Here is a 23781-nt window from a genome sequence, read left to right as displayed (position 1 = left end):
GGTCAGAGCGCGGCACATGATTGAGATCGAGACAGCGATAGACACACCACGCCCGATCCACGATCCACTGCGCTGGGGCGCGCCGCGCCAACCCTGTACCTCTACGTACCCACTCAAGCTGCGCCCGGCCATCCTTACCACGGCCTTGCCACAAGCGGGGCGGCAAGAACCCCGGGGGCGATATCGGGATGCAGCGGAGGATTCGAGTAGCGATCATTTATCTTCACGGACCTCTTCGAGAGAAGCTGCCAGGGTGGCAGCAGGCGGTGCTCTGAGTTGAAGCGGACCTCGTATTCCGTCCCCTGCTCGGCTCCTGGCGGGTAGAGCCGAATCGACAGGACCGGACTGGCCAGGCGCGCCCAGCCATCCTCGGGAACCAGCCTCGCATGCCCCCCGAGGAAGTCATGCAGGTCCGACATCCGGGTGAACGGACGCTGCCAGCGGGCTTGCAGCAGTCGGCCGACAGCGTCCTCCGGTAGTCCCCAGGCAAGAGACAGGATTCGGGCATCCGCGGTGTTGATGTTCAGCGCCGCCTCGTCCGCCGCAACCAGATCGCGCCAACCGGCGTCGAGCAAATGCGCTTCCCAGGGGCGCCAGGCCTCCAGCCGGAAGACTTCCATCACCGAGCGCAACGGACGGCGCCGGGCCTGGCCCGGAGAGGACCTGTCGCTGGCTTGCGCGGCGCTACCCAGTCGTGGAGCGGCGCCGGGATAGAGATAGCTGAACCATTGGGCGACCATGACCTGCACCTGCTCGGCGGGAACCCCCAACCCCGCCAGCAGCCTGGACAGTACCCGCGGATCGATGCCGGAAAGACTGAGGCGCGCGGAGCGATCGAGCAGCGCAATGCACCAGCCATTGGCCATGCAGAACTCCCGGCCATCCAGAGGCAGCTCCCCGCCAATGGGCAGGATCGAAGTGTCCATGTCCACCTTGCTCGGCGCGGCGCCAGCATTTCCCGGTACGCTCAGGCCCGCGACGGTATAGCGCTGGGTAGCCACCAGCCATTGGACCCGCGCCAGCAAGGCATGCTCCTCCAGCTCACGAAGCAGCGCCTTGCGCCGGTTTTCCGTGGCATCCAGCGAGCGCCCGACCCAGAGTACAGCGGCACTGGCCAGCAGGGTCATGATGGCCAGGAACCAGACCACTCCGACCAGAACGAAGCCAGACGAGCGGGCAGACGCCGCATGTCGGCATGCGCCATCAGAAATCATGTTCGGCGGGCCTCGCTCTGGGCAGCGCGACCGCGACAAGGACAAACAGGCGCTCCTCGGGAGCCGTCAGTGCCATCGCCTCGGGAAGGGTATCGGCCAGTTGCGCGCTCGGCGGCCAGTCCCGGTGCCACTGGCCATGACCGTCCAGATAGCGGAAGCGAGCTTCGCCGCGCAGATGCAGGAGGGGCCAGCGACTGTCCTCCAGCCTTCGCACATAGATCAACTCGGTCCTGTCCTCTCCTGCCCGCCGCTCGAGCCGGAAGGCCAAGGGCGTCGGGATGCCCGCACGGCGATCCAGGGCCGCGGCAGACATGGCCTCGAAACTGAGTTCGTCCCCTCGCAAACGCCAGCGGACCTCGCCAGCCTCGGGAGCGACCAGGTTCTCCACCGCATCACGGAACCAATCGAAGGTCAGCGCCCGGACCTGTCCGCGCCCCAGGTTCTGGTGCAAGGACTGGTTGGCCTTGCTGGCATAGCTCAACCCTTGCATGAGCAACGTGCCGATGAAGGAAACGACCAGCAGCACCACGATCATCTCGAGCAGGGTGAATGCACCCTGTTTTCGTCGCGAGCGGATCATGGTCCATCACCCAGTCGCGCTGGGATGACCACGTACCCGGGAAGCTCCAGTTGCAGCGTCTGCGGCGTTCCATCGCCGGCCCGGATGCTGGCGACGACCCTGAACAAGGTCACGTCGTAGATGCCCGGACTGCCGCTATGGCGGCCCACCGCCGCTTTCGATGCGGACAGTGGCGAACTTCGCCACTCCAGCCGGTAATGCCCCAGCCGGACCCTGCCTGCGGGTTCGAGCGCAGGGTTCATGCGCTCCAGATAGGCCATCGCCACCCGGGCCGTCTCAATGCGCAGCTCGGCCGCCTCGACCCGCTGCATGCTCCGAAAGGCACTGTTGAGCCAGGCGAAAAGCGCACCGCCGACCACTGCCAGGAGCGTCAGCGCAACCACCGCCTCCAGGAGCGTGAAGCCTTCCTGCCGCGCCGGCATCAGCGGATCGTCCCGGGCGCGCAGAGGGGTGGCTGAAGCAGCAGCGTATGTGTCGCGCGCCCATGATGGACCTGCAACTTTCCGCCCAGGCAAACTCCGTTTGCCATGTAACGTATCGGCGGCCGAGCAGTAACCGTCCAGCCATCGGGCAGTCGCAGCAACTGCTCGGGAACCGCCCCGCTCTCATCAATGAGCAGCTCCCGCCCGTCGCTGCGCACGCGATAGCCCAGGGTCTGCAATTGATTGAACAGATCGTCCAGCGCGGTCCTGCGCGCCCAGGTCTCCTGCATCCTCACCAGGCCGGGCAACGCCACCGCAGCAATGGCCCCGACGAACACCAGCACCACCAGCAGTTCGAGCAAGGTGAACGCGGCCTGGTCAACGTTTGGGCGCGTAACCGACATCGGCATCCAGGCCTTTCCCACCGGGCTGCCCATCCGCGCCCTGGCTGTAGAGAGTGAAGGGTTGTTCGGCACTCGGCCTGTCGCTGTACAGGTAAGGCCGGTTCCAGGGGTCCAGCGGTACGCCGCCCTCGAGGTAGGGCCCGTGCCAGAAGGCCCCGAGACGTTCATCGGAAGGCGGCGTGTTGAGTAGCGCCAGGCCTTCTTCTTCGGTCGGCAGCCGGCCGATGTCCAGGCGCATGGTGAGCAACGCGCCCTTGAGCATCTTCACCTGGGTATCCGCCGTCTGCGCCTTCGCCTTGTCGGCCTGACTGAACAGTCGCGGCCCGACGAGCCCCATCAGCATGCCGATAATCACCAACACCACAATCATCTCGAGCAGGGTGAAGCCCTGTTGTGCAGCTCTGTTCATACGGTTTCCACTTCACGTCTCATCCAACCAGCCGCGGCATCGATACCCGGCATTCAAAGCACCATGTCGTTGGCGCTGGTAATCGCCAGTACCACGCCGGTAATGATCAGGCCGAACACAGAGCCGATCAGCAGGATCGCCAGAGGCTCGATCAGTACCAGGGCCTTTTTCATTCGCGCCTGCCCGGCCTCTCCATAGAGCGTCGCCAGGCTCTGCAGCATCTCCGCGAGCTGCCCGGAGGCCTCTCCAACCCGCACCAGGCTCGAACCGATGGACGTGACCGCCTGGCGCTCCTCCAACGCTGCCGACAAGGCGATGCCGGCCCGCACATCCTGGGTGACTCGCTCCAGGGTCCGGCGCTGCCGGGCAATGCGGACGCCAGCGGCGGAAAGCGCCAGGGCCTCCACCAGCGGCACACGATTTCCCAGCAGGGTTCCAAGCACCTTCGACCATTGCGCTATTTCCGCCTGCATCAACCATTCCCCGACTACGGGCAGGCGCACCAACTGGTCGAGCGCATGGGCGCGGAGCGCCGGATTGCGCAGCGCCACGGCAATGCCGCCAGCAAGCAGCAGGACGGCGAACGCCAGCAAGCCGGAACTCTCGTTGCTCCATACCCCGATGCTCAGCACTGCCCAGGCAAGCCACGGAAGCTGGGCGGTCTCGTTCAGGAGATTGGCGAATTTCGGAACGACGAAGACGAACAGGGTCGCCACGGCGAGCACCCCGCTGAGCACCAGAATCGCAGGGTAGATCAGCGCCCCTTGCAACTCGGCGCGGGTTCGCCGTTCGTATTCCATCTGCGTGGCACAGTCCCTCAGAGCTCCTGCGAGGTTTCCGGTCATCTCGCCGGCCGCCACCAGTTGATATACATAGCGCGGCAAGTCGAGGCCGGCGCTCTCCAGCACTACGGGAAAGGATTGCCCCTGGCGCAGACCATTGGCCATCGCCTGCAGGGCGGAAATCAACTTCGGGTGGCGCGCGCCTCGCTCCTGGGCCTCCACCGCGTCGGCCATGCTCACTCCCGCCGCGAGCATGGTGGCCAGCTCGTGGATGGCCATGTTCAATTCCTCGGCCTTGAGCCGACGTCGCGAGCCCAGGTTGCGGCGTTTCACCTCCAGGCTGAGCGGGGTCAGCCCCTGGCGCTGCAACTGCCGCAGCGCATCCTGGCGCGTGGGGAGGCAGAGTTCGCCACGAACGCGCCTGCCCTTGCGATCGACGGCTTGGTAGATGAAATTCATGGACTTAGCCGCTGGTCACGCGATGCACCTCGTCAAGACTGGTCATACCCAACCAGGCCTTGATCAAGCCATCTTCACGCAGATTGCGCTGTCCCTGGCTGGCGGCAAGCCGATGCATCTGTTCGAGGGAAGCTCTCTGCACGATCAGGTCGCGCATCTCGGAAGACAGATCGACGAGTTCGTAGATGCCCACACGGCCGCTGTAGCCGGTACCTTCGCAGCGGCCGCAGCCTCGCGCCACGCGCCATTGCGCTGCCTGCCCCGGGAACAGCCGCGCGGTGGCCGCCTCGGTCGCTGCCAGATCGGCCGCAGCAAGGGTTGGCTCGCAAGGTTCCGCGCAGTGGGCGCACAACCTGCGCACCAGTCGCTGGGCCTGGACACCGCGCACCGGCGAAGCCACCAGGAAGGGTTCCACGCCCATGTCGATCAAGCGCGTGAAGGCACTCACCGCATCGTTGGTATGCAGGGTCGAAAGCACCAGGTGACCGGTGAGCGAGGACTGTACGGCGATCTCCGCCGTCTCCAGGTCGCGTATCTCCCCGATCATGATCACATCGGGATCCTGCCGCAGGATCGAGCGCAAGGCGGCAGCGAAGGTCAGGCCGATGTCGGCATGGACCTGGACCTGGGTGATGTTGGGCACCTGGTACTCCACGGGATCTTCCACGCTGATGAGCTTGCGCACGCCATCATTGATTTCCTCCAGCGCGCCATAGAGCGTGGTGGACTTGCCCGATCCGGTGGGGCCGGTCACCAGGATGATGCCGTGGGGTTCCGCTACCCATGCACGCATCCTCTGCAAGTGGTCCGGGAGCATCCCGAGCCGGTCCAGGCGCAACCCCTCGCGCTCCTTCGGCAACAGGCGCATGACCACCGATTCGCCATGCACCCCTGGCAAGGTGGAGACCCGCACGTCGAGCTCCGTACCGCTGACCCGGATGCTCATGCGTCCATCCTGCGGCAACCGTCGCTCCGCGATGTCGATGGCGGAGATCAGCTTGATCCGCGAGACGACCGCCGCGAATCGCTCGCGGGGAAGGCTCAGTTGGTCGTGCAGGACGCCGTCGACGCGGAAGCGGATACGGAAGTCGAACTCCCGGGGTTCGATGTGAATATCCGAAGAGCGCTTTTCCATGGCCTGGCTCATCACGTTGTTGACGAGTTCGACTACCGGCGCCTCCTCCGCCAGCTCCCGCAGGTAGCGGATGTCTTCGCTGCCGTAGGCGTGCCGATCCGCACCTTGCCGGGCCAGGTCCAGGGAATGCTCCAACCAGCCGTCCAGATCCTGGGAGCGGCACAGCACTGCTTGAATCGAGCGCTCCGGATAGAAATAGCCCAGGGTTTCGCGTATCGAAGGAGATAACGGATCACGCGCCGCGAACAGCAGTTGCTCGCCCTCCTCCCAGACCACCAGTTGCTCTTCGACGAACCAGTCGGTATTGATCGGGGTGCTGAGCAGGAATGCGGCGATGGACTCTTCGCTCGGCTTCCGCAGGTCGTCCCCCACCAGCGGCAACCGCAGTTGCTCCGCCAGCACCTGCATGAGGGTATTTTCCGAGATGGCTCCGGAACGCACGAGAATACCTCCCAGGCGGCCGCCAAGCCGGCGTTGCAGGTCGAGCGCCCGCTCGAGTTCCTGGCCGCTCACCAACCCGCGTTCGAGCAAACGCTGCCCCAGCGGTATCCACTCGGCCGTCACCTGCGGGCCCGGGGAAACGGCCTCAGAGGACATCTGCAAAACCTTCCTGTACCCGACGGAACCAGAGGAAGCCCGATGAACAGACCAGCAGCGACGCAACGCAATAAACGCTGAAGACCCCAAGGGTCGGATAGGGAGCATCGAAAAGGATCGCCCTGACCATTTCCACCGGGATCGTCAGCGGATTGAGGTACAGGTAGGGCTGCATTACCGGTGGCAAGGATGACAGCGGATAGAACACCGGGCTGATGAATAGCAGAAGCACCAGGAGAAACTGGACGAACTGCCCTATGTCGCGAACATAGACCCCGAGCCCCGCGAGGAACCACGCCAGCCCCGTCACGCAGAGCAGGAAGGGGAGCAGGGCAAGCGGTAGCAGAACCAGTTGCCAGCCCGGCTCGACGCCGCTGAAGAGAAGAAAGATACAGAGCACCAGGTAGCCGAGCATGGCGTTGAAGAAAGCGGCCAGTAGCGGTGTGAGGGGGAGTATCTCCAGGGGAAAAACCAGCTTCTTCACGTAGTTGGCGTTGGCCTGGATGATAGTCGGGGCCCTGGACAGGCTTTCAGCGAGGATCCCGTTCAGCAGGAGTCCGGAAAACAGGGTCAAGGCGAAGGAAAGCGTGCTCTGGCTTCCACCCCAGCGCGACTTCAGCACGAAGCCGAAGACAAACGTATAGATCAGCAAGAGCAGGAACGGCGAGACGATGATCCAGATGCGGCCCAACATGGCGTCGCGATAACGCAGTTCGACCTCGCGCCGGGTCATGACCAGCAGGAGCCTGATGCGACTGGCGAGACTGGCCGGTACCAAGAGGGAACCACTCACAGAAAAACTCTCCACGGCGAAGAAGAACAGAACCCGCTAACCATGAAGGATCGAAGCGAGCTGGGCCATCAGCCCCCACTACTTCTGGCGTAAGGTTTTTCTGATTCAAGAAGAGTCTTCAGAAGGCCGGAGCAAGCCGGCACTCTCGCTAACTCGATCTCCCATCGGCTCCGTACCTGCTGGAAAGCACGTGGGTAACCCCGGCAATGGCAACGACTCTCAAGGTGTGGGGCCGGACTGCGCGGAGTGCACCCTCGATTCAGCAGCCAGCGGCAGTGAAACCGGGACGAAAGCAAGACTCATCCTGCAATCGGGGCGATTTCTTCATAGCGCTGGAAAACCTGGCTCAGTGAAACGAAAGCACGCACTGAGCGCCCCGTACGCCAGGGACTGGCAACCTGCACGCCGACCCGCCCTGGGGCGGCATGGCGAGTTCGACGAATACGACTCGGCGCACCACCTGCCCCCTGTGCCCGCGCTCAAGCGACGCCGCGGCTGCCAAGGGGTTGCAGCGACCTGCGTAGACGGCAGGCGGACGCGATCGGCGCTCTCCCCGCCGTCATGGTTGAGTTTCGGATTGCGTCCGATGGCTCAGCGGATCACCCCGGCGCGCACCGTCAGCGGCCAACTGACCCGATAGCGCGTCTGCGGGTCGCCCCAGGCTTCGCGCAGCTCATCGACGAACGCGGCGCCCGGATCCTGGCCAAGGGCCTTGCCGGCTTCCTTCACCGCCGACCAGGTACCGACATAGCCCAGCAGTTCGTCCAGGGTCCAGGCCACCTCGATGGCCAGGTCCGGCAGGCGGCGCTCCTCGAAGGGGAACGGCAGATTGCGGTAGCCCTCCTCCACGTGGCGCCGCTCGGCAGGCCAGTAGGGGCCGACGACCTGGTGGTAGAAGTGCTGGACCAGCGGTTCCATGGGGCCGTTGACATGCAATACGCCATAGGTAACCAGGGCCAGGATGGCATCCGCGCGGGCCACACGCCGGACTTCCTCGTAGAAGCGCGGCAGGTCCAGCCAGTGGGCGGCCTGGGCGACCGTCACCAGGTCGGCGCTGGCCGCCGCCAGCCCGCTGTCCTCGGCCAGGGCCACGCGATACTCGACCCGCTCGCGCGCCTGCGCCTTGTCGATCTGCGCGGCGCTGGCGTCGGTACCGACCACCCGTTCGAAACGCTCGGCCAACAGCACCGTAAGCTGTCCGGTGCCGCAGCCGCAGTCCAGGGCCAGGCGGGTGCCGGGGCAGAGCGCGGCCAGCTCGTCGACCAACCGCGCCGGGTAGGTCGGACGATGTGCGGCGTAGTTCGCCGAACCGGTGGAGAAATGATCCTTGAAAGGTGCCGTCATGGGACTCTCCCGAAATGATCCCGGCGACCACAGGGACCATGGCCGTCCAGGCTGCCGCCTTACACTAGGCGAATCCCGTCGATACGGAAACACGACTTTCGGTCACCTTGGAGCACCGTCTCACTACTGCATGCGGTGCAGCAATCAACTGCAAAGAACCTACCTGGTCATCCCCAGATGCTTCATTAGACTGCCGGAACGACGAACGCAGCCAAGGAGACCGCCATGCCCAGTCGCATCACCCTCAACGCAAACGGAGGCCCCGAGGTCCTGCGCCTGGAGCAAGTCCAGGCGCAGCAACCGGGCCCCGGCGAGGTCTGGCTGGAGCAGGCCGCCATCGGCGTCAATCCGCTGGACCTCGGCCAGCGCTCGGGAGCGGTACCGATTCCGCTGCCGTCCGGCCTCGGCCTGGAAGGCGCCGGAGTGGTCGCCGCGCTGGGTCCGGGAGTCTCCGGACTGGCGCCGGGCGACCGCGTCGCCTATGCCACCGGCCCGCTGGGCGCCTATGCCAGCGCCCGGCTCTACCCCGCCGAGCGCTTGCTGAAGCTGCCCGACACACTCGCTTTCGAGGACGCGGCGGCGCTGCTGTTCAAGGGCATCACCGCGCACTACCTGCTGCACGCCACCTACCCCGTCGGGCCCGGCACACGCATCCTGCTGTACGGCGCGGCGGGCGCCGTCGGCCAGTTGATGGCGGCCTGGGCCCGGCACCTGGGCGCCTGGGTGATCGGCGTGGTGTCGAAGGCGGAAAGTGTCGAACGGGCCAGGGCTGCCGGCTGCGACGAGGTGCTGGTGTTCGACGCGGCCAGTCTCGCCGCCCAGGTCGCCGAGCTGACCGCCGGGCGCAAGGTCGATGTGGTCTACGACCCCATCGGTCGCGCTACCTTCGAGGCATCCCTGGACAGCTTGCGTCCGCGCGGCCTGCTGGTGTCCTTCGGCGCTACCTCCGGCGTGCCGCCAGCCGTCGAAGTCGCCACCCTCAACGCCAAGGGTTCGCTGTTCCTCACCCGTCCCTCGCTCGCCGCCCACACCGCCAACCCGGAGGAATACCGGCTACGCGCGCAGGCTGTGCTGCGCGCCCATGCAGACGGTGTCATCCAGCCCCGGGTCTGGCGGCGCTACCCGCTGGCCGAGGCGGCCGTGGCGCATACCGATCTGCTGGAGGGACGCTCGCAAGGCGCGCTGGTACTCTTGCCCTGACCCACCCGCAAGAGGCGCATGCATGCAACCGTTCGACAGCCGGCAGGCCGATGAAGTCGCCACGCTCCTGGCCCTGGCCGAGCACGGTTCGTTCGCCGCCGCCGGCCGCGCCCTGCAACGCCATCCCTCGGTGCTCTCGAAGCGGCTCGGCGCACTGGAGCGTCGCCTCGGCATCCGCCTGGTCGAACGCACCACCCGGCAACTGCGCTTCACCGATGAAGGCGAGCGCCTGGCGAGCCGCTTCCGCCAGGCCGTCGACCTGCTCGACGAGGCCGAGCACGAAGCCAGCCTGGGCGCCGCGCAACTGCGCGGACGCCTGCGCATCGCCCTGCCATCGGCGATGGGCCGGCTCTGGCTCGGTCCGCTGCTGGCGGAGTTCGCCCTGGCGCATCCGCAGGTGGTGCTGGAAACCGACTATTCGGAGCGCTTCGTCGACATCATCGCGGAAGGCTTCGACCTCGCGATCCGGGTCGGCGAACTGGCCGACAGCCGCCTGGTGGCCAGGCGGCTGTGCGCCCACCGGCGCATCCTCGGCGCCGCTCCCGACTACCTGGAGCGGCATGGGGTACCGCGTATCCCGGCCGACCTGGCGGCACACAATTGCCTCGGCTTCAGCGGACTGCACTCGTACCCGGAATGGAAGCTGACCCGCCAGGACGAACAGCAGCCCGTGCGGGTACGCGGCTCGATGGTCAGCAACGACAACGAGGCCCTGCTCTGCGCCGCACGCCAGGGCCTGGGCATCTTCGCCGCCGGCGAGTGGCTGATGAGCCGCGACCTCGAAGCCGGCAGGCTGGTACGGGTGCTGCCGGAGTGGCAACTGGATGCCGACGCCGGCGTCTACCTGGTGCGCCCCTCGGCGCGCTACGCCACGGCGGCGGCCAGCGCGTTCCGCCAATGGGTGGAAGCGCGGTTCGCCGCGGGCCCGCCCTGGCAGCGCCAGCGGGACTGAGCGGTATCCGCGAGCGGCTCGCCGAGGATCGCGCCGCCTCCCGCCCCTCGCTCCCGGACAATCCGGATACCCTCCCGCCAGCATGCGGATAGCCAATGACCCGCCGGCCGGTTCCTACTAGGCTGGTTCGCTTCGCTTTCCCGTTTTCCCACTCCAACAACAACCCGATGAGGAATCCAGGCATGGGACAGTACGTCAGCATCGCCGCGTCCGACGGCAGCGGCCGGTTCGACGCGTATCTCGCGCTCCCCGCCAGCGGCAAGGGGCCGGGCGTGGTGATCGGTCAGGAAATCTTCGGCGTCAACGCGAACATGCGCGCGGTGGCCGACCTGTACGCCGAAGAGGGCTACGTGGCCCTGGTCCCCGACCTGTTCTGGCGGCTGCAGCCGGGCGTCGACCTGGGCTACGACGAAGCGGCCTTCGCCAAGGCCATCGAGCTGTTCCAGCGCATCGACCTAGACGCCGCGGTGGACGACATCGCCGCCTGTATCGAGCACCTGCGCCAACGCGAGGAGGTGGTCCACGCCGGGATCGGCTTCGTCGGCTTCTGCATGGGCGGCAAGCTGGCCTACCTCGCCGCGACGCGCACCGACGTCTCCTGCTCGGTGGGCTACTACGGCATGGGCATCGAGGCGCTGCTCGACGAGGCGAAACAGATCAAGGGCCGGCTGGTGCTGCATTTCGCCGAACAGGACGCCTACTGCCCGCAGCAGGCCCGCGACGCGATCCTGCCCTGCCTGCGCAACCTGCCCAAGACCGAGTTGTACCTCTACCCCGGCGTCGATCACGCCTTCGCCCGCGTCGGCGGCATGCACTTCGACAAACCGGCCTACCTGATGGCCCACGAACGCAGCATCGCCGCCCTGAAGCGGGAGATCGGGCCGAACTTCGACCTCTCCGCGCTGTGGGACGAGCATGTGCGCCACGAGTTCGATACCCGCGACGTCGCCGCGACCATGGCGACCATGGTCGCCGAGCCCTATGTCAACCATGTCCCGACCCTCACCGGCGGCGTCGGCCAGCGCGAACTGAGCCGCTTCTACCGCCATCACTTCATTCACGGCAACCCGCCGGACATGACCCTCACGCCGATTTCGCGGACGGTGGGGGCGCTGCAGGTGGTCGACGAGTTCGTCATGCGCTTCACCCACAGCTGCGAGATCGACTGGCTGCTGCCCGGCGTCCCACCCACCGGGCGCTTCGTGGAAATCCCCATGCTCGGCGTGGTGCGCTTTCGCGGCGACCGCCTTTACCACGAGCACATCTATTGGGACCAGGCCGGCGTGCTGGTGCAGATCGGCCTGCTCGACCCGCAGGGCCTGCCGGTCGCGGGGGTGGAAAGCGCGCGCAAGCTGCTCGACGAAAGCCTGCCCTCGAACCGCCTGATGGCGCGCTGGGCAGCCAGCGAAGGACTCGGCCTCTAGCGGCCGGCTAGCCGCCGAGCAAGGCGCAGAAACGCGCCAGGTCGACGTTACCGCCGCTGAGCAGGATCCCGACCCGCTTGCCGCGCAATTCGTCCTTGCGCTGGCGGGCGGCGGCCAGGCCGAGGCAACCGGTGGGCTCGACCAGCAGCTTCATCCGCGCGGCGAGGAAGCGCATGCCATCCACCAGTTCGGCGTCGCTGGCGGTGAGGATGTCATCGACGTTGCGCTGGATCAGCGGGAAGGTGAGATTGCCCAAATGCTGGGTCTGGGCGCCATCGGCGAGGGTCTGCGGCGTATCGATATGCACGATGGCGCCGCTGCGCAGCGAACGCTGGCCATCGTTGCCGGCCTCCGGCTCCACCCCGTAGATCCGGCAGGCCGGCGCCAGCGCGCGGATCGCCAGGGCGCAGCCGGAGAGCAAGCCGCCGCCGCCGAGGGGCGCGAAGAAGGCGTCCAGCGGACCGACTTCTTCGAACAGTTCCTTGGCCGCGGTGCCCTGCCCGGCCAGCACGTCGGGGTGATCGTAGGGCGGGATCAGGGTCAGGCCATGGCGCTGCGCCAGGTCGCGGCCGATCTGCTCGCGATCTTCCGTATAGCGGTCATAGAGCACTACCTGCCCGCCGTAGCCACGGGTCGCCTCGATCTTCACCGCCGGCGCGTCGGCCGGCATCACGATGGTCGCCGGGATCCCCAGCAAGCGCGCCGAGAGGGCGATGGCCTGGGCGTGGTTGCCGGAGGAGAACGCCACCACCCCGGCGGCACGCTGCTCGGCGGAAAACCGCGACAGCGCGTTGAAGGCGCCGCGGAACTTGAACGCTCCCATGCGCTGCAGGTTTTCGCATTTGAAGAAGACTTCCGCGCCGAGTTCTTCGTCGAGGGTACGCGAGGACATCACCGGCGTGCGGTTGGCATGCCCGGCGATCCGCGCGGCGGCGGCGATCACATCGTCGTAGGTAGGCAGGTCGTGCATGGTCGGTTCCTCGGACCTTGGCAAAGAAGACAGGCAGGTCGCCAGGTTACCAGGCGAACGCCGCCAGCAGCGCCTGCGCGACAGCATCGGCGGCGGAAGACTGGCGGAGCCATTGACGAAGAGGCCCTGCATGGGTCGATGCTCCGCGATGCCGGGTCGGCCTCACTCGTCCAGGTAGCCGTCCCTGATGCCCTTCGAGCGGCGGTAGAGGTAGAGCCCGAGGCGCAGCACGACGAGCACGCCGAAGAACACCCCGACGGTCACCCAGGTGTTGCCGAAGAACCATTCCAGGCAGACGTAGAGCAACGCCAGCGGTATGCAGACGAGGGTCATCAGCAGGTAATGCTTGATCATTGCGGCGGACACTCCTCTTCTTCGTCCTTCAGCGGGCATTTGACGATCTGCTTGCCCGTCTGCCAGGCGGCCTGGGTGGCCACGGCCTTCTTGATGGTATCGGCATGGGCGGCCTTGCGCGCGGCCAGCTTGGCCGCGCGGTTGGCGGTGTTGGCCGCCTGTCCGGAAAGGGTCCTGATCGCCTTGGCGGACTGCACCACGGTCTTGCCGGTGCTGAGCATGCCCGGCGCCACGGTGCCGATGGCCGCCGAGGCGCCGACGTGTTTCCAGTTGATGTCGATGCACTTCCACTTGATATCGGTGAGGTCGCGATCGCTGTCCCAGTTGTCCTTCATCTGCCCCAGCACCTGCTTGCCGGTCTGCATCCCCAGCTCGATGCCGGCGCCCAGCGCCGCTCCGATCGCGGCGCGGGCGGCGAAGGCACCGATCACCACCAGCGGGATGATCAGGCCGGTGGGATCGTAGGCCAGCGTGGGCGCGTTCAGCGCGTAGGCATAGGGGTTGGGCCCACCGCCCAGGCCGAGCGGGTCCTGGCTGGCATAGCGCCCGGCTTCCGGCAGGTAGTAACGGTAGCGGTTGTAGTAGAGGCCGCTTTCCTCATCGTGGTACTGCCCCTGGAAGCGGATCGGCTGCGCACCCGGCTGTCGTTCCGGCGCCACCGCCCGCCAGTCGTCCGGAACGCCCTGCCAACGCAGTTGGCCACGTTCGTCGCTCAGCTGCAGGGGGGTACCGAGGTGATCGGTGTGGAAGAAAGCGATCCGCGCCTCGCCCAGCGCCGGCACGCATTGCGCCGGCAGCGGCTGGCCTTCGGCGGCGAACGCCTGGCGCAGTTGCAGCAGCTCCGGGGGATCGGGCTCGCAGGCCTGCTCCAGGCGCAGCAACGGGACGAAACCGCCCGGTTCGTGAACGGTCGTGCGCAGTTCCCGCGCAAAGGCTTCGGCGCATTGGCGATCGCCATCCCAGCCGAAGCGCACCTGCTGCTCGACACCCTCGCGCAGCACCACCTTGGCGATCCGTCGCGACAGCGCGTCGTAGCGGTAGCGCGCCTCCAGCCGCGTACCGTCGGCGTAATCGCGCGTCAGATGGACCAGGCGCTGCGCGCCGTCGTAGGCCAGGCGCAGGCGCTCGCCGTCGGCGCCGATACGCTCGACCAGGTTGCCCAGCGCATCGAAGCGATAGCGGTTGCCGGCGATCCTCTCCACGCGGTTGCCGACCCAGCGCGCCGGGCCTTCGCCGGCCTGGCGCGCGCGCGCCTCGGAGCGACTGAAACCGGAGCGGTACAGTTCGTTCTCGGCGAATGCCTGGCGAGCGTCCTCGCGCGCGTACTCGCCGACGCCCTCCAGGCGGTTGCCGGCGGCGTCGTAGCGGTAGGTGCTGGCCGCCGCGCCAGCGCGCCGGCTGGCCAGCAGGCGACCGCCGAGGTCGTATTCGTAGCGCACCGACGGATACTGGTTGTCGTCGATGCCGACCAGTTGTCCAAGTCCGTCGTAGCGATAGCCGCGCTGCCAGTCGAAACCGCCGGCCAGACGCAGGCGGCTGCGCTGCAGGCGTCCCAGCGGCGCGTGCTGGCGCTCCTGGGTGAACAACGCGTCATCCTGCCCGTCGCGGCGGGCGTCGCGACGCACCTCGCGGTGCAGGGCATCGCGCTCGAAGGCCAGCTCGACCGCACCGACCAGCGCGCCGTGCAGATGACCCGGGCCATAGGTCAGCCAGGCGACCGGCGGCGCGTCGCCGTAGCGGCTGGTCTGGCGCACGCCTAGCGCGTCGTGGCTGTGCTCGACGCTGTAGACCCAACCGTCGGCATGTACCTGGCTTTCCAGGCGCAGGTTACCGACCTCGTCGTACGTGTAGCGCACCTCGCAATCCGCCCCGCCGGCGCTGGCCAGGCGGCCGTCGGCCAACCAGCGGTAACGCTCGACCAGGGCCGGTGCGTGCTCGGTGGCGGGAACCCGGATGCTCGCCAGGCGGCCGTCGCGGTCGTAGCCATAGGTGGTCTCGCGACCGTCGGCATCCTCGCGGGCGATCAGTTCGTCAGCGGCGTTGTAGCGATAGCGTTGGCGACGACCGTCGAAGCCGGTCTCTTCCACCAGACGGTCCAGCAGGTCGTAGCGGAACTGCGCCTGGACGCCGTTCTCGTTGGTCAGGGCGACCAGCCTGCCGGCTTCGTCGTGCAGGTAGGACAATTCGCCGCCGCCGGCGTCGGAAACCCGCGCCAGCAGATCGCCGTGCCCCCAGGAAAACAGCGTGGCGTGCCCCTTGGCATCGGCGATACGGGTCTGCCGCCCAAGGGCGTCGTATTCATAGCTCAGGGCGCTGCCGTCGGCCAATTCCAGGCCGATCAGTTGCCCCAGCGGGTCGTAGCGGCGCCGGGTCAGTTGTCCCAGCGGGTCGCTGCTGGCGACCAAACGTCCTTCGTTGTCGTAGTCGTAACGCCAGACCTGGCCGGAACAATCGGTCAACGCGGCCAACAGGCCGAAGCGGTTCCACTCCAGGCGCCGCTCGCCGCCGCGCGGGTCGACGATTCGCGTCGGCCGGTCGGGCAGGCGCGGGTCTTCGTAGGCGTAGCGGGTGCTGCCGGCCGGGCCGCGCACCGTCGTCGCATTGCCCCGTTCGTCGCGCTCGAAGGTCCAGCGGCGCTGCATCGCGTCCTCCAGCTCGACCAGCAGCCCGGTCTCTTCGTCGACGCGCTTGCGATAGCGCGCCTTGCCCGGCGACTCCTCCTCGAGCATCCGCCCCTGGCCATCGCGCCGGCGCCGCGTCTCCCGTCCCAGCGGATCGCGCATGGCGACCAGGCGGCCGAACAGGTCGTAGTCGAACTCGCTACGGCTGCCGTCGGCCCTGACCAGCGCGGTCCAGCGCCGCTGCCCACCCTCGCCGGCGAACTCGTAGCGTTCGACGCGGCCGAGGCTGTCGCTGACCTCGGTGGCATCGCGCAGGTAGCGGAAGGTACGGGTCAGGCCGCCCGCCTCGATCTGCTTCACGACCCGCCCGTGCGGAGCATGGACATCCCACTCGTAGCGAACCTCCAGCCCACCCGGTTCGCCGTGGGCGACCAGCATGTGCTCGCGCCAGGCGAATACCCGGACCACCTGGCCAAGACGGTCGCGCACGGCGATCAGGTCGCCGCTGTCGCTGAACTGGTAGCGCACCAGCCAGTCGAGCCCCGGGCTCTGCGGATCGATGTAGTCCGGAGGCGGTCCGTCGTGGCTGGCCAGGATCACGCCGAACAGACGCAGGCCGTCGTCGCCCTCGCTCGGCTCGCAGGCTTGCTGGTAGACCAGCGCATAGCTGCGCCCGGCGCTGTCGCGCACGCCGGTGAGCAGGCCACGTCCGCTCCAGCGGAACTCGGTGCGGTAGCCGGCGCGGCCGAAGCTGGCCTGCAGGCGCCAGATACCGTCGGGGCAACGCTGGAAATGCAGGTAGCTGTGGCCGGACAGCACCAGCACGGAGCCCTCCTGCGTCTGCAGTTCGGCCGGCACCGCCGCCCAGCGCCCGCGCCAGGCCTGCGCTTCGCCGCCGCTCGAACCGCCGCGGCGCAGCCACAGCTCCTCGCTGCCGGAATAATGCTGGGCGCCGGGAGCCAGCGCAGGAAAGCCGATCCGGCGGCCCTGGGCGTCGACCAGCACGCAGGCGTCTTCGCTCAGTTCCAGGTGCATGCTCTCGCCCGGCAGCCACCAGCCCCGGCCGAGCCGGCCGATACGGGGGTTGCTCGACAGGTAGCCACGGGCGAAGGTGAAGGTGTCCGGCGCCGCCAGGGCGAAATCGACCTCTTCCGGCAGCAGCTTGCTGCCGAGCATCGGGTTGACCGGCTTGCCCACCAACGGCACGCAGGCGGACACCCGGTCGGCCAGGCCGACCGCGTTGCTGCCGACGTGCACGGTGGGCGAGCCGGTGGAGATAACCCCTCCCGAGACTTTCTCGCCGACATGGGAAACCGGTAGGCCGCTCATCTATCCATCCTTCCTTGGGAAAAGCCGCGACAGGACATCCGCCCGCCGCTCAACAGTTGATATCGACATTGGGCGAGAGGATCTCGATCTCCCCCGGCGTCAGGCGGATCGTGCTCTGGCCGCAGCGCAAGAGGATCTCGCGGTCGGCGGTCAGCTCGATGCGCTGGCTGCCGAGGGTGATGCTCTGACCGTCCAGGGTGATCTTAGAGCCATCGTCGCTGCCGCCCACGCTCACTTCGTAGCTATCGCCCACCGACAAGGTCTTCTTCTTCATCACCTGGGTGCTCTGGTTCAGCCCGACCACGGTGTTCATCATCATGCCGACGTTCAGGCTGTAGCCGAGCCCGACGTTTTCCATGCGCCCCATGCCGACGTTCTGCAACGAGGCCATGAGGATGGTTTCCGTCTTGTTCATGCCGATCCTGACCGTCTCGTTGCGGTCGACCGTCTTGCTGCGGTTGGCATGCACGGTGATGGTCTCGTTGTTGTCCACGGTCTCGGTGCGATCGTGCTTCACATGCACCGTCTCGTCGTGGTCGATAGTCTTGGTCCGGTCGTGGCCGACCCAGTGGGTCTCGTCGTTCTCGACCTCGATGTCCTGGTTCCTCTCGGCATGGATGAACAACTGCTCGGCGCCCTTCTTGTCCTCCATGCGGATCTCGTTGAAGTTGGCCGGCGTGCCGCCCTTGCTCGAACGGCTCTTGGTGCCGCTCTGGGTAGCGTTCGCCGGCAGCTCGTAGGGCACCGTCTGCTCGGCGTTGTAGACCCGCCCGGTGATGATCGGACGGTCCGGGTCGCCTTCGAGGAAGCTGACGATCACTTCCTGGCCGATCCGCGGGATCTGGATCGAGCCCCAGTTCTTCCCGGCCCAGGCCTGCGAGACGCGCATCCAGCAGGAGCTGTTCTCGTTGGACTGGTCGTGGCGGTCCCAGTGGAAATGCACCTTGACCCGGCCATACTGGTCGGTCCAGATCTCCTCGCCCTTGGGCCCGACCACCACCGCGGTCTGCGGGCCGCGCACCACCGGCACCGGGGTCGACGGCAAGGGGCGGAAAGCCTGGCCGGCGTCGATACAGTCCAGCTCGCTCTCGAACTGCGCGCCGCCCCCGCCATTACCGGTCTCGTAGAGTTCCTGGACTACCCGGTACTCGGCGCCAACCACCAGGTATTCGCGGTTCTGGTCCAGGCGCGGGTAGTTGCTCAGGTGGAACAGATGGCCCGCCCCGATACCCCTGGCGCATCCCCGCAGGCGAACTCGCTCGTACTGGGTCTGGATCGCCTCGATGCGGGTCCGTGCATAGTGTTCGCCGTCCTGACTCTGCACATACTCGCCAGGGTAGTCGTAGAGCGGGTAGTCGGCCGCGGCATGGGCGCGCCCGACATTGGAGCGCACTTCCAGGCGGGTGCCGGGACGCTGGAAGTCGTAGTCGTTGAGGCTCAGCGAGCCGGGCTGGACCTCGCGCGCCATGTGCCAGTCGAAGAAGTGGTCGCGCTCGCGATGGCCGAGGCTCGGCGGGTAATAGGGCACGCTGGTGTAGCCGGCCGGGCTGTGGTGCGCGCCGTAGGCATCGGAGAGCACCAGGATGTGGCGCTTCTTTTCGTGGCGGAACCAGTAGTAGATGCCTTCCTGTTCCATCAACCGGCTGACGAAATCGAAGCTGGTCTCGCGGTATTGCACGCAGTATTCCCACTCGCGGTAGGAGCGGCTCAGGGCGTCCTCGAAGTCGGAGAAGCCGAGGTCGCGGAACACCTGCTTGATGATGTCCGGGACCTTCTGGTTCTGGAAGATGCGGCAGTCCGAAGTGCGCGTCAGCAGCCACAGCCAGGGGCGCAGGGTGACCTGGTAGCTGGCGAACTGGCCGGCGCCGGCGCCCTGGCTGCAGCGCGCGACGATGCCGTGGAAGTGCCGCCGGCTACCGCCGGGGAGTTCCAGCGCGAGGCTCATCGGCTTGCCCAACAGGGCATCCAGAGGCAAGGCGGGATTGCTCGAGACCAGTTCGAGTTCGTGGCTGAACAGCCGGCCCAGCTCCTCGCGGCCTTCCAGCCGTTGCAGTTGCAGGACCTCGGGGCCCAGCGGGGAGTCCACGTGTACCAGGCGGGTGTGTTGGGAGAACAGCATGGGGAATCTTCCTTGATAGTCACCTGCGGCGGGCGGCCCGAACAACGCGCCAGCGGCGCGCCAGATGATCGTACAACCCAGTGCCGTCGCGAAAGGCTAGCCAATAGCCACGACACCCCTGCCCGCCTCCTGCGGACCCGCCGACCCTAAGCCAGAAAAAAAACCGAAGCAACGACGGCTTTGTCGAAAAGTATTTCCGCTCCGAGCGCGATGCGTCGCATTGGCCCATTGCTCGATCCCCGGCAAAAATGAGATATTCACGAACGTGAATCATTCTCATATCTCAAACCCATCTCCCCGCCTGCTGCTGGTCGAAGACGACCCGCGCCTGCGCGAGGATCTCGACGCGCATTTCCGCCAGCGCGGCTTCCGCGTGACCGTCTGCGGCGATGGCTCGCACGGGCTGGAAGCCGCCGGGCGCGAAGCGTTCGACCTGGTGTTGCTGGACATCATGCTGCCCGGCCTCGACGGCCTGGCCCTGCTGGAGTTGCTGCGCCGCGAGCAGGCCACGCCGGTGATGCTGATGTCGGCCCTGGGCGCCGAGCAGGATCGCATCAGCGGCTTCACCCGCGGCGCCGACGACTACCTGCCGAAGCCGTTCAGCCTGGCCGAGCTGGACGCCCGCACCGACGCCCTGCTGCGCCGCGTACGACTGGACCGCCTGCCGTCGGCGCAGCGGCGGGATACCCGGCTGGTGTTCGACGACCAGGCCCAGGATGTGCTCCACCAGGGCCTTCCGGCGGGGCTGACGCCATCCGAGTACCGCCTCCTGGCGACGCTCCGCGAACACGCTGGCGAGGCGCTGAGCAAGCCGTTCCTCTACCGGAGCGTGCTGCACCGCAGCTACACGCGCCTCGACCGCGGTCTCGACGTGCACGTCTGCAACCTGCGGCGCAAACTCGCCGCGGTCGCCGTCCGTCACCTGCAGATCCAGGCGGTACGCGGCCAGGGCTACCTGCTGGTGGAGACGGAACACCCCTGATGCGCAGGCACCCGCTGTTATGGAAACTGGCGCTGCTGCAGGTCGGCTTCTGCCTGCTGCTGACCTGGCTGATCTACACCTGGGGCCTGTCGGTGGAGCGCAGCACCTACTTCCTCGCCCCGGCCGACCGCAGCTACCTGGCGGACTACGCGCGGCAGGCGGAGGATGCCTGGCGCAGCGAGGGCGCCGCGGGCGCCGAACGCTTCCGCAAGGAACTGTCGGCGAAGGAAGATACCTGGGTGGCGCTGGTCGGACCGTACCTGGAAAGCCTCGGCAGCACGCCGCTAAGCGCCGAGGAGTCGAGCCACCTCACCTTCATGCGCAAGCTCGACTGGCCGATGAGCCGACGCCTGCAGGACGAACTGCCGTACGTCAGCATCGAGTTCCCCGGACATCCCGAGCAGGGCCGGCTGGTAATCCAGTTACCGGAGCGCCTGCTGCCCGGCGGACTGACCCCCTGGACCCACCTGGTCACCCACGGCATAGTCCCGACCCTGCTGGCCGCCCTGCTCGGCCTGCTGCTCTATCGCCACCTGGTGGTGCCGCTGAACCGCTTGCGCGATCGCGCCGACGCCCTGCGCGCCGACGAACTGGAAAGCACTCCCCTCGCCGCACCGCTGGCGGCCCGCCGCGACGAACTGGGCGAGCTGGCCCAGGCCCTGGAGCACATGGCCGAGCGCCTGCGCCTGAGTCTCGCCCAGCAGCGCCTGCTGCTGCGCACCCTGTCCCACGAACTGCGCACGCCGCTGGCGCGCCTGCGCATCGCCCACGACAGCGAGCTACCGCCGGAACAGTTGCGCCAGCGCCTGGATCGCGAAATCGGCGACATGCAACGACTGCTGGAAGACACCCTCGACCTCGCCTGGATGGACACCGAGCGCCCGCAACTGCCCACCGAGCCGGTGCTGGCGCTGTCGGTGTGGGAAGCGCTGCGCGATGACGCCTGTTTCGAAAGCGGCTGGGACCCGGCGCGGCTACCCTGCCGCTTGGGCGTCGACTGTCGCGTCGAGGTCCACCTGGACAGCCTGGCCCAGGCCATGGAGAACCTCCTGCGCAACGCCATCCGTCACTCGCCCGAGAACGGCACGGTCAGCCTCGACGGCGAGCGCGAGGGCGACTTCTGGCACCTGCGCCTGCAGGACCAGGGCCCTGGCGTGGCGGAAGACCAGTTGGAACGCATCTTCCTCCCCTACCAGCGCCTGGACGATAGCGCCGGCGAAGGTTTCGGCCTCGGCCTGGCGATCGCCCGGCGCGCCATCGAGCTACAGGGCGGCCGGCTCTGGGCCAGCAACGGCAAGCCCGGATTGTGCCTGCACCTGTGGCTGCCGGCGGCCGCCTGAGGGCGAAGTGTTTAGAAAGTTAATGCGCTTTACTCTCAAATAACAATCAATATCATTCGTGATCTCTTGCATTTCGCTGCATTGCCCGGAGATCACCGATGTCCTCACGCGCCCTTCCCGCCGTTCCCTTCCTGCTGCTGTCCAGTTGCCTGCTCGCCAACGCCGTACACGCCGCCGGCCAGGGCGACGGCTCCGTCATCGAGCTGGGCGAGCAGACCGTGGTCGCCACCGCCCAGGAGGAAACCAAGCAGGCGCCGGGAGTTTCCATCATCACCGCCGAGGACATCGCCAAGCGACCGCCGAGCAACGACCTGTCGCAGATCATCCGGACCATGCCGGGGGTCAACCTGACCGGCAACAGCTCCAGCGGCCAGCGTGGCAACAACCGGCAGATCGACATCCGCGGCATGGGCCCGGAGAACACCCTGATCCTGGTCGACGGCAAGCCGGTCAGCTCGCGCAACTCGGTGCGCTACGGCTGGCGCGGCGAGCGCGACAGCCGCGGCGACACCAACTGGGTGCCGGCCGACCAGGTCGAGCGCATCGAAGTGATCCGCGGCCCGGCGGCGGCGCGCTACGGCAACGGCGCGGCGGGCGGCGTGGTGAACATCATCACCAAGCAGGCCGGCGCGGAAACCCACGGTAATCTCAGCGTCTACAGCAATTTCCCGCAGCACAAGGCCGAAGGCGCCAGCGAACGGATGAGCTTCGGTCTCAACGGGCCGCTCACGGAAAATCTCAGCTACCGCGTCTACGGCAACATCGCCAAGACCGACTCGGACGACTGGGACATCAACGCCGGCCACGAATCCAACCGCACCGGCAAGCAGGCCGGCACCCTCCCCGCCGGTCGCGAAGGCGTGCGCAACAAGGACATCGACGGGCTGCTCAGCTGGCGCCTGACGCCCGAGCAGACTCTCGAGTTCGAGGCCGGCTTCAGCCGCCAGGGCAACATCTACACCGGCGACACGCAGAACACCAACAGCAACAACTACGTGAAGCAGATGCTCGGCCACGAGACCAACCGCATGTACCGCGAGACCTACTCGGTCACCCATCGCGGCGAATGGGACTTCGGCAGCTCGCTGGCCTACCTGCAGTACGAGAAGACCCGCAACAGCCGGATCAACGAAGGCCTGGCCGGCGGCACCGAAGGTATCTTCGACCCCAACAACGCCGGCTTCTACACCGCCACCCTGCGCGACCTGACCGCCCACGGCGAGGTCAACCTGCCGCTGCACCTGGGCTACGAGCAGACCCTGACCCTCGGCAGCGAGTGGACCGAGCAGAAGCTCGACGACCCCAGCTCCAACACCCAGAACACCGAGGAAGGCGGCTCGATCCCCGGTCTCGCCGGAAAGAACCGCAGCAGCAGTTCCTCGGCGCGGATCTTCTCGCTGTTCGCCGAGGACAACATCGAGCTGATGCCCGGCACCATGCTCACCCCAGGCCTGCGTTGGGACCACCACGACATCGTCGGCGACAACTGGAGCCCATCGCTGAACCTGTCCCACGCGCTCACCGAGCGGGTCACCCTGAAGGCCGGTATCGCCCGCGCCTACAAGGCCCCCAACCTGTACCAGCTGAACCCCGACTACCTGCTCTACAGCCGTGGCCAGGGTTGCTACGGGCAAAGCACCAGTTGCTACCTGCGCGGCAACGACGGCCTCAAGGCCGAGACCAGCGTGAACAAGGAACTGGGCATCGAGTACAGCCACGACGGCCTGGTAGCGGGGCTGACCTACTTCCGCAACGACTACAAGAACAAGATCGAATCCGGCCTGTCACCGGTCGACCACGCCAGCGGCGGCAAGGGCGACTACGCCAACGCGGCGATCTACCAGTGGGAGAACGTGCCCAAGGCGGTGGTCGAGGGCCTCGAAGGCACCCTGACCCTGCCCCTGGCCGACGGCCTGAAGTGGAGCAACAACTTCACCTACATGCTGCAATCGAAGAACAAGGAAACCGGCGACGTGCTCTCGGTGACGCCGCGCTACACCCTCAACTCGATGCTCGACTGGCAGGCCACCGACGACCTCTCGCTGCAAGCCACGGTCACCTGGTACGGCAAGCAGAAGCCGAAGAAATACGACTATCACGGCGACCGTGTCACCGGCAGCGCCAACGACCAGCTCTCGCCCTACGCCATCGCCGGCCTCGGCGGCACCTATCGGTTGAGCAAGAACCTGAGCCTCGGCGCCGGCGTCGACAACCTGTTCGACAAGCGCCTGTTCCGCGCCGGCAATGCCCAGGGCGTGGTCGGCATCGACGGGGCCGGCGCGGCGACCTACAACGAGCCCGGACGGACCTTCTATACCAGCCTGACCGCGTCGTTCTGAGCCATAACGAGA

Annotated in this window: 19 protein-coding genes; 6 read left to right on the top strand and 13 right to left on the bottom strand. The window is 67.0% G+C overall.

The features are described 5' to 3' along the window. Positions 1-134: 134 nt before the first annotated feature. The 9 genes from VQ067_RS12440 to VQ067_RS12400 all read right to left on the bottom strand — a co-directional run bounded on the left by VQ067_RS12440 (position 135) and on the right by VQ067_RS12400 (position 8139). Complete coding sequence (locus VQ067_RS12440) at positions 135-1214, bottom strand: type II secretion system minor pseudopilin (RefSeq protein ID WP_033991114.1); 1080 nt, start codon at positions 1212-1214, stop codon at positions 135-137. After that, positions 1204-1794, bottom strand: coding sequence for a PulJ/GspJ family protein (locus tag VQ067_RS12435; RefSeq protein ID WP_003110086.1), 591 nt, complete (start codon positions 1792-1794; stop codon positions 1204-1206). The genes VQ067_RS12440 and VQ067_RS12435 overlap by 11 nt, the downstream gene beginning before the upstream one ends. Continuing rightward, a complete protein-coding gene (locus tag VQ067_RS12430) occupies positions 1791-2216 on the bottom strand; it encodes a PulJ/GspJ family protein (RefSeq protein ID WP_003110087.1) in 426 nt (141 codons plus the stop codon). The genes VQ067_RS12435 and VQ067_RS12430 overlap by 4 nt, the downstream gene beginning before the upstream one ends. Beyond that, the gene (locus VQ067_RS12425) at positions 2216-2626 is read right to left on the bottom strand and encodes a hypothetical protein (RefSeq protein WP_021264907.1); all 411 of its coding nucleotides are present in this window, start codon (positions 2624-2626) and stop codon (positions 2216-2218) included. Before VQ067_RS12425 ends, VQ067_RS12430 begins: the two co-directional genes overlap by 1 nt. Next, the gene (gene gspG, locus VQ067_RS12420; RefSeq protein WP_003090519.1) at positions 2595-3029 is read right to left on the bottom strand and encodes a type II secretion system major pseudopilin GspG; all 435 of its coding nucleotides are present in this window, start codon (positions 3027-3029) and stop codon (positions 2595-2597) included. Before gspG ends, VQ067_RS12425 begins: the two co-directional genes overlap by 32 nt. A 53-nt stretch (positions 3030-3082) precedes the next feature. Then, positions 3083-4270: a type II secretion system F family protein gene (locus VQ067_RS12415; protein ID WP_003138899.1), complete on the bottom strand. Its 1188-nt coding sequence runs from the start codon at positions 4268-4270 to the stop codon at positions 3083-3085. A 4-nt stretch (positions 4271-4274) separates the two neighbouring features. Further along, a complete protein-coding gene (locus tag VQ067_RS12410) occupies positions 4275-6002 on the bottom strand; it encodes a GspE/PulE family protein (protein WP_022579957.1) in 1728 nt (575 codons plus the stop codon). Then, positions 5992-6795, bottom strand: a complete 804-nt coding sequence (locus VQ067_RS12405) for an ABC transporter permease (protein WP_003097732.1) — start codon at positions 6793-6795, stop codon at positions 5992-5994. The genes VQ067_RS12410 and VQ067_RS12405 overlap by 11 nt, the downstream gene beginning before the upstream one ends. A gap of 591 nt (positions 6796-7386) precedes the next feature. Beyond that, positions 7387-8139, bottom strand: a complete 753-nt coding sequence (locus VQ067_RS12400; RefSeq protein WP_033991110.1) for a class I SAM-dependent methyltransferase — start codon at positions 8137-8139, stop codon at positions 7387-7389. Positions 8140-8364: 225 nt separating this feature from the next. On the opposite strand from VQ067_RS12400, the gene VQ067_RS12395 reads away from it, so the two are divergent. The 3 genes from VQ067_RS12395 (at position 8365) to VQ067_RS12385 (ending at position 11715) form a co-directional block, all read left to right on the top strand. Further along, entirely contained in the window at positions 8365-9339 is a 975-nt protein-coding gene (locus VQ067_RS12395) for a quinone oxidoreductase family protein (protein ID WP_003110096.1), read from the top strand. Between the two features lie 22 nt (positions 9340-9361). Beyond that, positions 9362-10291, top strand: coding sequence for a LysR family transcriptional regulator (locus VQ067_RS12390; protein ID WP_003090525.1), 930 nt, complete (start codon positions 9362-9364; stop codon positions 10289-10291). Positions 10292-10473: 182 nt separating this feature from the next. Beyond that, positions 10474-11715 (top strand): dienelactone hydrolase family protein, encoded by a 1242-nt coding sequence (locus VQ067_RS12385; protein WP_003113399.1) that lies wholly within the window; start codon positions 10474-10476, stop codon positions 11713-11715. Positions 11716-11722: 7 nt separating this feature from the next. On the opposite strand, the gene VQ067_RS12380 is transcribed toward VQ067_RS12385, so the two are convergent. The 4 genes from VQ067_RS12380 to tssI all read right to left on the bottom strand — a co-directional run bounded on the left by VQ067_RS12380 (position 11723) and on the right by tssI (position 19108). After that, a complete protein-coding gene (locus VQ067_RS12380; RefSeq protein ID WP_003090528.1) occupies positions 11723-12685 on the bottom strand; it encodes a threo-3-hydroxy-L-aspartate ammonia-lyase in 963 nt (320 codons plus the stop codon). Positions 12686-12847: 162 nt separating this feature from the next. After that, the gene (locus VQ067_RS12375; RefSeq protein WP_003090543.1) at positions 12848-13039 is read right to left on the bottom strand and encodes a hypothetical protein; all 192 of its coding nucleotides are present in this window, start codon (positions 13037-13039) and stop codon (positions 12848-12850) included. Continuing rightward, the gene (gene tse5 / locus VQ067_RS12370) at positions 13036-16989 is read right to left on the bottom strand and encodes a type VI secretion system effector Tse5 (RefSeq protein ID WP_033991609.1); all 3954 of its coding nucleotides are present in this window, start codon (positions 16987-16989) and stop codon (positions 13036-13038) included. Before tse5 ends, VQ067_RS12375 begins: the two co-directional genes overlap by 4 nt. A gap of 49 nt (positions 16990-17038) precedes the next feature. Continuing rightward, the gene (gene tssI / locus VQ067_RS12365; RefSeq protein ID WP_009313976.1) at positions 17039-19108 is read right to left on the bottom strand and encodes a type VI secretion system tip protein TssI/VgrG; all 2070 of its coding nucleotides are present in this window, start codon (positions 19106-19108) and stop codon (positions 17039-17041) included. 265 nt (positions 19109-19373) lie between these two features. Here tssI and VQ067_RS12360 point away from each other — a divergent pair, with 265 nt between their 5' ends. The 3 genes from VQ067_RS12360 to pfeA all read left to right on the top strand — a co-directional run bounded on the left by VQ067_RS12360 (position 19374) and on the right by pfeA (position 23769). Beyond that, positions 19374-20090, top strand: coding sequence for a response regulator transcription factor (locus tag VQ067_RS12360; protein WP_003116701.1), 717 nt, complete (start codon positions 19374-19376; stop codon positions 20088-20090). After that, the gene (gene pfeS / locus VQ067_RS12355) at positions 20090-21430 is read left to right on the top strand and encodes a two-component system sensor histidine kinase PfeS (protein ID WP_033991608.1); all 1341 of its coding nucleotides are present in this window, start codon (positions 20090-20092) and stop codon (positions 21428-21430) included. The genes VQ067_RS12360 and pfeS overlap by 1 nt, the downstream gene beginning before the upstream one ends. 98 nt (positions 21431-21528) lie before the next feature. Continuing rightward, positions 21529-23769 (top strand): siderophore enterobactin receptor PfeA, encoded by a 2241-nt coding sequence (pfeA, locus tag VQ067_RS12350; RefSeq protein WP_003090548.1) that lies wholly within the window; start codon positions 21529-21531, stop codon positions 23767-23769. The last annotated feature ends 12 nt before the right edge of the window (positions 23770-23781 follow it).

This window comes from Pseudomonas sp. KBN12P06040 (genome assembly GCF_037574965.1).
Taxonomy (GTDB): domain Bacteria; phylum Pseudomonadota; class Gammaproteobacteria; order Pseudomonadales; family Pseudomonadaceae; genus Pseudomonas; species Pseudomonas aeruginosa.
Note: the sequence above shows the minus strand (reverse complement) of the source record. Positions and strands in the feature narration are given on the sequence as shown.

Bases quoted from the DNA above. Each gene is read 5' to 3' on its own strand.
- VQ067_RS12390 (WP_003090525.1), top strand. From the start codon at position 9,362: ATGCAACCGTTCGACAGCCGGCAGGCCGATGAAGTCGCCACGCTCCTG.
- VQ067_RS12375 (WP_003090543.1), bottom strand. From the start codon at position 13,039: ATGATCAAGCATTACCTGCTGATGACCCTCGTCTGCATACCGCTGGCG.
- VQ067_RS12440 (WP_033991114.1), bottom strand. From the start codon at position 1,214: ATGATTTCTGATGGCGCATGCCGACATGCGGCGTCTGCCCGCTCGTCT.
- gspG (WP_003090519.1), bottom strand. From the start codon at position 3,029: ATGAACAGAGCTGCACAACAGGGCTTCACCCTGCTCGAGATGATTGTG.
- VQ067_RS12415 (WP_003138899.1), bottom strand. From the start codon at position 4,270: ATGAATTTCATCTACCAAGCCGTCGATCGCAAGGGCAGGCGCGTTCGT.
- pfeA (WP_003090548.1), top strand. From the start codon at position 21,529: ATGTCCTCACGCGCCCTTCCCGCCGTTCCCTTCCTGCTGCTGTCCAGT.
- VQ067_RS12430 (WP_003110087.1), bottom strand. From the start codon at position 2,216: ATGCCGGCGCGGCAGGAAGGCTTCACGCTCCTGGAGGCGGTGGTTGCG.
- VQ067_RS12395 (WP_003110096.1), top strand. From the start codon at position 8,365: ATGCCCAGTCGCATCACCCTCAACGCAAACGGAGGCCCCGAGGTCCTG.
- VQ067_RS12400 (WP_033991110.1), bottom strand. From the start codon at position 8,139: ATGACGGCACCTTTCAAGGATCATTTCTCCACCGGTTCGGCGAACTAC.
- tssI (WP_009313976.1), bottom strand. From the start codon at position 19,108: ATGCTGTTCTCCCAACACACCCGCCTGGTACACGTGGACTCCCCGCTG.
- pfeS (WP_033991608.1), top strand. From the start codon at position 20,090: ATGCGCAGGCACCCGCTGTTATGGAAACTGGCGCTGCTGCAGGTCGGC.
- VQ067_RS12410 (WP_022579957.1), bottom strand. From the start codon at position 6,002: ATGTCCTCTGAGGCCGTTTCCCCGGGCCCGCAGGTGACGGCCGAGTGG.
- VQ067_RS12380 (WP_003090528.1), bottom strand. From the start codon at position 12,685: ATGCACGACCTGCCTACCTACGACGATGTGATCGCCGCCGCCGCGCGG.
- VQ067_RS12435 (WP_003110086.1), bottom strand. From the start codon at position 1,794: ATGATCCGCTCGCGACGAAAACAGGGTGCATTCACCCTGCTCGAGATG.
- VQ067_RS12425 (WP_021264907.1), bottom strand. From the start codon at position 2,626: ATGCCGATGTCGGTTACGCGCCCAAACGTTGACCAGGCCGCGTTCACC.
- VQ067_RS12385 (WP_003113399.1), top strand. From the start codon at position 10,474: ATGGGACAGTACGTCAGCATCGCCGCGTCCGACGGCAGCGGCCGGTTC.
- tse5 (WP_033991609.1), bottom strand. From the start codon at position 16,989: ATGAGCGGCCTACCGGTTTCCCATGTCGGCGAGAAAGTCTCGGGAGGG.